This is a genomic window from uncultured Anaerococcus sp., from assembly GCF_947253225.1.
GTDB lineage: Bacteria > Bacillota > Clostridia > Tissierellales > Peptoniphilaceae > Anaerococcus.
Genome location: NZ_CAMXYR010000053.1, coordinates 1 through 9,608 on the forward strand (window position 1 = coordinate 1; position 9,608 = coordinate 9,608).

The 9,608-nt window shown below is 31.4% G+C and carries 9 protein-coding genes and 1 pseudogene; 1 reads left to right on the forward strand and 9 read right to left on the reverse strand.

Annotated elements, in window-relative coordinates:
- The 6 genes and pseudogenes from Q0W95_RS06365 to rpiB form a co-directional block, all read right to left on the reverse strand.
- Positions 1-1,158, reverse strand: a pseudogene (locus Q0W95_RS06365) (transcription-repair coupling factor); the annotation flags it as partial.
- The gene (gene pth, locus Q0W95_RS06370; RefSeq protein WP_297791022.1) at positions 1,158-1,739 is read right to left on the reverse strand and encodes an aminoacyl-tRNA hydrolase; all 582 of its coding nucleotides are present in this window, start codon (positions 1,737-1,739) and stop codon (positions 1,158-1,160) included. The pseudogene Q0W95_RS06365 and the gene pth, both read right to left, overlap by 1 nt.
- Positions 1,740-2,729: a ribose-phosphate pyrophosphokinase gene (locus Q0W95_RS06375; RefSeq protein ID WP_297791024.1), complete on the reverse strand. Its 990-nt coding sequence runs from the start codon at positions 2,727-2,729 to the stop codon at positions 1,740-1,742.
- Positions 2,726-4,120, reverse strand: a complete 1,395-nt coding sequence (glmU, locus tag Q0W95_RS06380; protein WP_297791025.1) for a bifunctional UDP-N-acetylglucosamine diphosphorylase/glucosamine-1-phosphate N-acetyltransferase GlmU — start codon at positions 4,118-4,120, stop codon at positions 2,726-2,728. Before glmU ends, Q0W95_RS06375 begins: the two co-directional genes overlap by 4 nt.
- Positions 4,121-4,124: 4 nt before the next feature.
- Positions 4,125-4,844, reverse strand: coding sequence for a purine-nucleoside phosphorylase (gene deoD, locus Q0W95_RS06385; protein WP_297791026.1), 720 nt, complete (start codon positions 4,842-4,844; stop codon positions 4,125-4,127).
- A gap of 81 nt (positions 4,845-4,925) precedes the next feature.
- The gene (gene rpiB, locus Q0W95_RS06390; RefSeq protein ID WP_297791028.1) at positions 4,926-5,366 is read right to left on the reverse strand and encodes a ribose 5-phosphate isomerase B; all 441 of its coding nucleotides are present in this window, start codon (positions 5,364-5,366) and stop codon (positions 4,926-4,928) included.
- Between the two features lie 134 nt (positions 5,367-5,500).
- Here rpiB and murC point away from each other — a divergent pair, with 134 nt between their 5' ends.
- A complete protein-coding gene (murC, locus tag Q0W95_RS06395) occupies positions 5,501-6,898 on the forward strand; it encodes a UDP-N-acetylmuramate--L-alanine ligase (protein WP_297791030.1) in 1,398 nt (465 codons plus the stop codon).
- Positions 6,899-6,961: 63 nt separating this feature from the next.
- On the opposite strand, the gene Q0W95_RS06400 is transcribed toward murC, so the two are convergent.
- The 3 genes from Q0W95_RS06400 to Q0W95_RS06410 all read right to left on the reverse strand — a co-directional run.
- Complete coding sequence (locus Q0W95_RS06400; protein ID WP_297791032.1) at positions 6,962-7,312, reverse strand: type II toxin-antitoxin system PemK/MazF family toxin; 351 nt, start codon at positions 7,310-7,312, stop codon at positions 6,962-6,964.
- Complete coding sequence (gene alr, locus Q0W95_RS06405) at positions 7,302-8,423, reverse strand: alanine racemase (protein WP_297791034.1); 1,122 nt, start codon at positions 8,421-8,423, stop codon at positions 7,302-7,304. The genes Q0W95_RS06400 and alr overlap by 11 nt, the downstream gene beginning before the upstream one ends.
- A gap of 2 nt (positions 8,424-8,425) precedes the next feature.
- The coding region (locus tag Q0W95_RS06410) for an NAD(P)H-hydrate dehydratase (RefSeq protein ID WP_297791036.1) at positions 8,426-9,608 on the reverse strand (1,183 nt) is incomplete at its 5' end.

A 9,608-nucleotide genomic window follows, 5' to 3' on the forward strand; every position in this document is an offset into this window, starting at 1 on the left:
GACAGCAATTGTCTTTATATCAATTATCTTCTTAGGATTGAATCTCTTAGACTTTTTCAATATAGATGTAAGATTGAATATTTTGAATTTTTCTATTTTCTCATATATTTGATTAATCGGTATCCTAATATCTAAAAATTTACGACTAACCTCACCATTTTCCATTTGCAAACTTAAATCTTCAAGAAAACTTTCATATCCTTTATCGTATTCCTCAATACTTCTAGCAACATCATCAAAGAATATCAAACTATCTTTACTGAGATAATCTAAAAACGAATCATAATTGTCATTTCTATAAGGATTAAGCAAGTCAACATTTGAAACATACATCCTTTCTTCTATGAACGAAATTATTTGTCTGCACTTATCCAAAAGCTTTCTAGTGGTTTGGTCATTGTCCTTATTTTCAATTGAAGACATATCATCATTTATACTATCAATAACTTTTGAAAAGTCATCTTTCGTATATAGAAGCTCACAAACAGGACTAATTTCTACTTCTGAAATTTTCTCTAATGTTCTTTGACTATCTTTATCAAAAAATCTTATCGAATCAACTTCATCATCAAATAGTTCCAACCTTACTGGATTATCATATGAAACTGGCCAAAAATCTATAATAGAGCCCCTCTTAGAAAAATCACCCTTGCTTTCAACTAAACTTGTAGGATTGTAGTTCAAGTCAATTAGTTTTTCTATAAACTCATCAATGTTAATTATATCTTCATTCTTAATATTAACAAAAGACCTGTTAAATTCATCTAAAGTTGTCAACTTATTTGTCAATGCATTTAGACTTGTTACTATTATTTGTTTTTCACCACTTGAAATTTTAGTTAAAACACTTATTCTCTGAGAAAGTTTCTTATTATCAATTGATTTTATATTATAATAATTTATATCAATACTTGGATATAAAATCGCTATCTTCTCTTCTTCTACGCCATTAATATCATCTACATATTTTAAAGCTCTTTTTTCATTTTCTGCAATTATAATTGTATTTTTATTAATTTTTTTAAACAAAGCAAGGACTAAATGAGGTTTAAATCCGTCAGTTAGTCCTGATAAGTAGATTGGAGAATAATCATTTATATTATTCTCAATTTCTTTAATTTGCTTTAATGAATTTATTTTATCTACTAATTCGTTCATCAATTATCTTCCAACAATCTAATTGAGTTAAATTTATTCATTGATTTATCAATACCATCTTTTATCATTAGTTCAATTGCATCTGCTGCAAGTCCTATCTCATCTCTCATTACACTGGCTTCTTTTTCCGAAAATCCGCTCAATACAAAATTTGCTAGATCCATATAATCAGGTTTTTTACCAACAGAAATTTTTATCCTAGGGAAACTATCATCCTGAATCTGATAGATAATTGATTTCATACCATTATGAGTTCCTGCAGAGCCTTTTTTTCTAATTCTTATTGAACCAAAGTTAATATCTATATCATCATACACAACAATTAACTTATCAGAATCAAATTTATAAAAATTTTTAATATCTCTAACTGCTTCTCCAGAGTTATTCATATAGGTTTGGGGCTTTATGAGCATAACTTTATGGCCAGAAATCATTCCCTGACCATAAAGTGATTTGAATTTTAATTTCTTAACATCTATGCCATACTTATCTGCCAGATAATCAATGGTTAAAAAGCCAGCATTATGCCTAGTATTTTCATATTGTAAACCTGGATTTCCTAATCCAACTATATAATACATTTATCTACCATCTACAAATAATCCACTTATTGACTCATAAGTATTTATTCTATGAATTGCTTCAGATAATAGTGGTGCTATAGACATTTGTGTTATCTTGTCTATTTTTTTATCTTCAGTTAAAGCAATTGTATCAGTAACTACTACTTCCTTAACACTAGATTTATTTATTCTCTCTATAGCATTTCCACTAAATACACCATGTGTAGCTACAAGATATACATCCTTTGCTCCGCTATTTATTAGGAACTCTCCAGCATTAGTTATAGTTCCAGCTGTATCAATCATGTCATCTACTATTATTGCATGCTTACCCTTGTAATCTCCAATAACAGACATAACTTCTGAGACATTAGGTCTAGGTCTTCTTTTTTCAATAATAGCTATAGGTAGTTTTAAGTAGTCAGCAAATTCTCTAGCTCTTCTCACTCCCCCAAGGTCAGGACTTACCACAACATATTCATCAGGCCTATCATAAGCAAAATCCTTAAAATGAGTTGATAAGAGTCTTATTGCTGAAAAATGATCTACAGGAATATCAAAATATCCTTGTATTTGTCCAGCATGAAGATCCATTGTAATTACTCTATCTGCACCAGCAACAGTAAGAAGGTTCGCAACTAGCTTTGCAGTTATAGGTTCACGACCTCTTGTTTTTCTATCTTGTCTAGCATAACCATAGTAAGGAATAATAGCATTAATATATCCAGCAGAGGCTCTTCTACAAGCATCTATCATTATTAAAAGCTCCATCAAGTTATCATTTGTTGGGTTTGAGGTAGGTTGCATTATATATACATCCTTGCCTCTGATAGATTCATTAATCTTTATAGAAATTTCCCCATCTTGAAATTTTTCTATATCAGCCTTGCCTAAAGATACTCCCAAATACTTTGCAACACTCTCTGCAAGTGCTTTGTTAGAATTACCAGATAAAAGTTTTAGTTCTCCTCTTTGAATATATGAGCCACCATTACAACTAGATGTCATTTTTTCTCCTTTAGTTTTTCTTGATCTCTCTTTTTCTTTTTTTCTACATAACCTGCGATATTTTTTTGATCTGCACGTTCAATTGATAACTCACCTTTATCAATATTTTTAGTTATAGTTGAACCCGCTGCTACATAAGCTTCTTCTGCAATATTTACAGGAGCAACTATGTTGGAGTTAGATCCTATGAAAGCATCATCACCAACTACAGACCTATGTTTAAATTTACCATCATAATTAACAAAAATCACGCCACAACCGACATTTATGTTCATACCCAAGTCAGAATCACCTATATATGCCAAATGTCCTGCTTTTGTTCCTTGTCCAAGACTAGCATTTTTAACTTCAACAAAGTTACCAATATGAACATCTTTTCCGATTTTTGCATTTGGTCTAAGATGTGAATATGGTCCAATGTTGCTATTTTCTTCCATAATGGAATTTTCTATTACAGAATTGTCTATCCTGACATTATTATGAATTATAGAATTATCAATTCTACTAGAGCCTTCAATTATACAAGCAGAACCGATCTCAGTTTTACCCGTGATTTTTATATTACCAGAAATTACAGTATCTCTACCTATCTTAACACCAGGTTCAATTGAAACTATATCAGGGGTTTCAATTATCACACCATCTAGCATGTAAGCTTCATTGATTTTTTTTCTTAGTATTTTACAAGCATCTGCAAGCTCTTTTTTATTATTTATACCATAAAACAATTCAGAATTTTCATTAACAAAAGCACTAGCTTTTTTTCCATTGTTGGATATTATTGATATACAATCTGTTAAATAAAGTTCATTTTGAGCGTTATTAGTATCAATCTGCTTGATAGAATCCTTTAAATCTTTGCCCTTGAATATATAAATCCCTGTGTTTATTTCGTTAATTCCCATTTGCTGGTCAGTTAAATCTTTATGCTCTGTAATTTTGGTAAATTCTCCACTATTATTTCTTATAATCCTACCGTAACCACTAGGATTAGAAACTTTTGTAGATAGGACAGAAACATTACTACTTGTTTCTATATGACTATTTACAAATTCTTTAAGAGACTCTTTACTAATTAAAGGTATATCTCCATTAAGGACTAAGACTTCATCAGTATCACCTATATAATCACTTGCTAGAGAAACTGCATACCCAGTTCCATATGGATAATTTTCACCGATTTTTTGCTCGATGATTTTTATACCTTCAAACATTTCAATAAGTTTGTCGTTATTAGTTCCAGAAATAATAATAGTTTCTGAATCATCAAACTGACTAGCTTCATATACATATTTTATAATTTCTTTATTTAAAATCTTGTGAAGGACTTTTGAAGTAGATGACTTCATTCTTGTTCCCTCACCTGCAGCCATTATTATTACTTTTAACATTTCTTTATTCCGGAGCTACTTCTAAGGCTAGCTTCATCATATTTGTATATGATGTTTGTCTATTTTCAGCACTATCAGCAACATTTTCAACCAAAGAATCGCTAATTGTGAATATTCCTAGTCCCTTTTTACCATGTTTCCTTGCAGCCATAAATAAACCATATGATTCCATTTCAACACACAAAACTCCATATTTTTGTAGGTTTTGAAAGACTTCCTTAGGCATATCATTATAGAACTGATCTGAAGAATGTACTTGACCACAGTGGGTTGTAAAACCAAACTTATTTGATGTTTCGTATGCTTTTAGTAAAAGTTCAAAGTCTGGCGTTGGAGAGAAATGAACATTTCCAAATAGATTGTCGTTGATTGATGATTCTGAACAAGCTGATGATGCAATAACAATATCATGTAGTTTAACATCCTCTTGCATGCTACCAGCTGTTCCGACTCTTATGATTGTGTCAACATCATAAAAAGCAAAAAGTTCATTGTAATAAATCATTGCAGATGGAATTCCCATTCCGCTTCCCATAACTGATACTCTTTTTCCATTGTAATATCCTGTGAATCCTAACATCCCTCTAGTGTTAGTAAATTCACTTACATCTGTCAAGAAATTATCAGCAATAAACTTAGCCCTGAGAGGATCTCCTGGCATAAGTACAGTATTTGCAATTTGATCAGCACTTGTTGCTGAAATATGTGGTGTAGGTATTGTCAAATTAATCTCCTTTTTAATTTATCTCATGTATTATAATAACATTTTTTTATTATTTTGGGTATTTTATTTTCACAATAATTATTAATCTTGTTCAATTTGCGTTATTTTGTCTACTCTTCTTTGATGTCTCCCTCCTTCAAATTGAGTATTTATAAATTCATCTACAAGCATTCTGCAAGTTTCGCTGCCTATTACTCGTGCTCCAATACATAAAATATTAGCATTGTTGTGAGCCCTACTCATTCTTGCAGAAAAAGCTTCCGATACACATGCAGCTCTTATGCCCTTAACTTTATTAGCTGATATGCTCATGCCAAGTCCTGTGCCACAAATCAAAATTCCAAAATCTGCCCTTCCACTCAGGATTTCTTCACACGCTTTTTTAGCATAGTCACTATAATCAACTGACTTATTATCAAAAGCTCCCACATGAATAACTTCGTGTCCTAAACTTTCAATCTCATTTTTAACAATCTCTACTAAATCAAGACCACCATGGTCATTGCCAATTACAAATTTCATATTCCCTCCTTTGGTATTAATATACTTTTAGCCACAATCTAATCAATCTATTTCAAGAACTTGATATTCTATCAATATTAAATATGGTATAATAAAAATAAGTATACAGTTTAGACTAAAATTAAGGAGAATATATGTTTGAATTTAATCTTGATAAACATGAATATAAATATGTTCACTTCATAGGGATTGGCGGAATTTCTATGAGTGGGTTAGCTCAACTACTTTTGGCTAAGGGTTATGAAGTGTCTGGTTCCGATAGGGCAGATACAAAGATTATAAATCATTTAAGAGATCTTGGCGCAAAAATATATATTGGGCAAAAGAAAGAAAATATTACTAACCCAGACTTGGTAGTATATACCGATGCAATACTGGATGACAATGAAGAGTTAATAGCAGCTAAAAATGTAGGATGTCCTGTAGTAACAAGAGGTGTTTTTCTAGGAGCCTTGATGAGAAACTATAAAAATTCAATTGCAGTTTCTGGTTCTCACGGCAAATCCACAACAACATCTATGATTTCAAAAATATTGATGCATTCGAATGTAGATGCTACAATTCTACTTGGCGGCGTTCTTGAGGAAATGAGAGGAAATGTAAGAGTAGGTTCAGAAGATTATTTAGTTACTGAAGCTTGTGAATACAAAGGAAACATTAGATACTATTACCCTCAAACACTAATAGTTCTAAATATTGACGAAGATCATTTAGATTATTATAAAGACTTGGATGATATCGTAAATACATTTAAAGAATACTTATCCAATCAAGATGAAAATTCCATTACCATAACTAACCTAAATGAAGAAAACAATAAATTAATCTTTGATTCTGTTAAGGGAAGACTTATTACATATGCCCAAGAAAATAATCAAGCAGATTATAATGCTGTAAATATTAAATTTGATGACTTAGGTAGACCTAACTTTGATTTAAGATTCCCTAACGGAAATTTAGAACACTTTGAATTAGGAGTTATAGGCAGACACAATATAAATAATGCCATGGCTTCAATCATTGCTACTTATGAAAATGGGATTGATATTTCAACAATAAGGAATAATATCCTAAAATATACAGGTCTTGATAGGAGAATGCAAATTATTGGAGATGTTGGTGGGGCAACAATTATGACCGATTATGGTCATCATCCTTCTGAGATTAAAGTCACCCTGGATGCTGTTGCTGAGCATACAAAAGGTAAATTAATCTGTGTATGGCAACCTCATACTTATAGTAGGACAAAAACACTATTCAATGATTTCTTAAATTGTTTTGATGCTGCTGATGAAGTAATAGTAACTGATATTTATGCCGCAAGAGAAAAATTCGACCCAAGTATCCATTCCAAAGATGTGGTAGATGCTTTAGTTAGAAAAGGAATTAATGCTAAATATATAGGTGAATTCGAAGATGCTAGAGATTATATATATACAATAATAAATAAAAATGATTTAGTTATTACAACTGGTTGTGGTAATCCAGATGTTTTAGCAAGAATGATTGTTGAAGATAGTAAAAATATGTAAGCAAAAAGGCTAGCTAGTTTCTTACTAGCTAGCCTTTTTTATGTATTTTAGAGCTAACATTAACTAATTACATGCTAAATCTAAGGATATAGCCATGGCTTCATCAATTTTTATCATTATGTCATGGTTAAAACTCCCAATTTTCTCTCTCAGTCTTTTCTTATCAATTGTTCTTAGTTGTTCCATAAGTGCAACGCTATTTTTTGGCAATCCAAACTCATTTCCTTTAAGCTTGACATGTGTAGGTAGTTTAGCCTTATTTAATTGACTTGTAACTGGTGCAACTATAATGGTGGGGGAATACTTGTTACCAACATTGTTTTGAACAATTATAACAGGTCTCACACCACCCTGCTCACTGCCGACAACGGGAGACAAATCAGCATAAAACAGATCTCCCCTCTTAATCTTCATATATTTCTCCTAAATAATCATCTATTTTAATAACTTTACTGCCTCTTACATATACTCTAGGTAATCTCATGCTAAAAGCAGTCATTAGTTCATAGGGAATAGTTGAAATTTTATCAGCTTCTTCATATATATTAGCGTAAATTTCTACATCATCTCCTATTTTACAATCTATATTAGTAACATCGACCATCATCTGATCCATACATACTCTTCCACATACTATTGCTGGTTTTCCATTAATGCTTAGAGTTCCCTTATTTGAAAAAGCTCTCATATAACCATCTGCATAACCAACTGGAATTGTAGCTATTTTCATATTGCTAGGAGTTATGAAAGTCCTACCATAGCTGATAGGTGTCCCTTCTTTAACTTCTTTTACAAATGCAACTTTAGACTTGAATTTGAAGGTTTTTTCCAATTCTACCTCACTAATATCCTTCAAATAATTCGAAGGATAAATTCCATACATGGAAATACCTAATCTTATCATGTCGGTTTCTACGTCATGATAAAGACTGGCGGCAGAATTTGCAATATGTACATTTTCTAAATCAAATTCATCTCTAATCTTTGCTATAGTTGCTTTGAAAAGTTCATTCTGCTTAATAGTAAAGTCCTTGTCTTTCTCATCAGCAGTAGAAAAATGAGTAAATGCACCCCTTATATTAATCTTTTTGAGATTTTTAAGTTTAAAAATTTTATCTATTTCATTAGGTCTAAAACCTATACGAGCATGACCTGTATCTATTGCCAAGTGAGCATTTATTTGAGTATCTATAAATCTATCTATAGCAAATGAATAATCTAAATCATAGATACATATATCTATATCATAAATTGCACACTTCCTAGCTTCTTCTAAATTTACAAATCCTAAAATTAGGATTGGCTTGCTAATTCCTGATTTTCTAAGAAGCTTAGCTTCAGAAAATTTAGCTACAGCAAAATATGTTACATAATCTTCGATATGCCTAGCAACTACAACTGCTCCAAGTCCATAAGCATTGGCTTTCACAACTGCACAAATAGGAGTAGGAAATTTTTTACTCTTAATCCTATTTATATTATTTATTATTTTGTCAATATCTACCTCAATATAATTTGTTAGCATACCTACCTCAAAAGTTTCATAGCAGCTGGGATTTTTTTAATAATATCTGAAGCGATTATAGAATCCTCTCCTAATTCATAAGATGCTAGATCTCCAGATAATGAATGAATGTAAACTCCTAAGCAGGAAGCTTCGTAAGGATCCATTCTATGTAAAAGACTTGCTATAATTCCTGTTAGCACATCCCCACTTCCAGCTGTTGCCATGCCAGGATTTCCTATCTTATTAACATATAGGTTAAATCCGTCAGTAACTATCGTTTCATCTGACTTTAGCACAAGAATTACGCCATATTTTTCAGCAAAATTTTTAGCATAATAAATTCTATCTTTATTTATATCATCAATAGATAGACTGGTTAGCCTTTCGAATTCTTTTAGGTGAGGTGTTAATACAACCTTCCCCGCACTTTTCAAAATATCAGTATTATAGCTTATTGCATTTAATCCATCCGCATCTATAATTATTTTACCACTAAACTTATCCAATACGCTACTAATTAATAAATTTAATGACTCGTCCTGTCCCATTCCAGGACCAATAGCTAGGATATCTTTATCTTCGATATATGAACAAATATGGTCCATATATTCCTCCTTATAGGTGAATGAAGCAGCATTTATAGGGAGAATTATTTGCTCTGTAGATTTAATTTGTAGAATTTTACCAATAGATTTTGGGCAGATAATATAAACAATACCCGCTCCTGTTCTCAAGGAGGCCATAGATGATAAATATATTGAACCGCTCATCCCGATACTTCCTCCCATAAAGGCAATCCTACCATAATCTCCCTTATGAGACTTCTTAGCTCTTTTTGGAAATATACTTTTGAAATAGCTATCTACTTGGTATGGAGCATCATAGGAATTACAGATAGCAACAGCAAAATTACTATCATGACTAATACTAATGTCTTTTGTGAGATATTGTCCTTTACAAAATACAATCGGTTTCTTATCTAAATATCTTATTTCAATTTCATTCTTTATTATGTAAGTTAATGGAAGCTGGTAGGCCTTAATAACAGCTTCCTTTGCAGCATAAATACCAGCTAAACTTTGAAAATAATTGCCTTTTTTTAGCGCATGGATAAGCTCTCCATCGGTAAATATTTTTTTAAAAAATTTATTATTTTTTTTCTTAATTTTTTCGACACTTAGTATATCAATACCTAACATTACC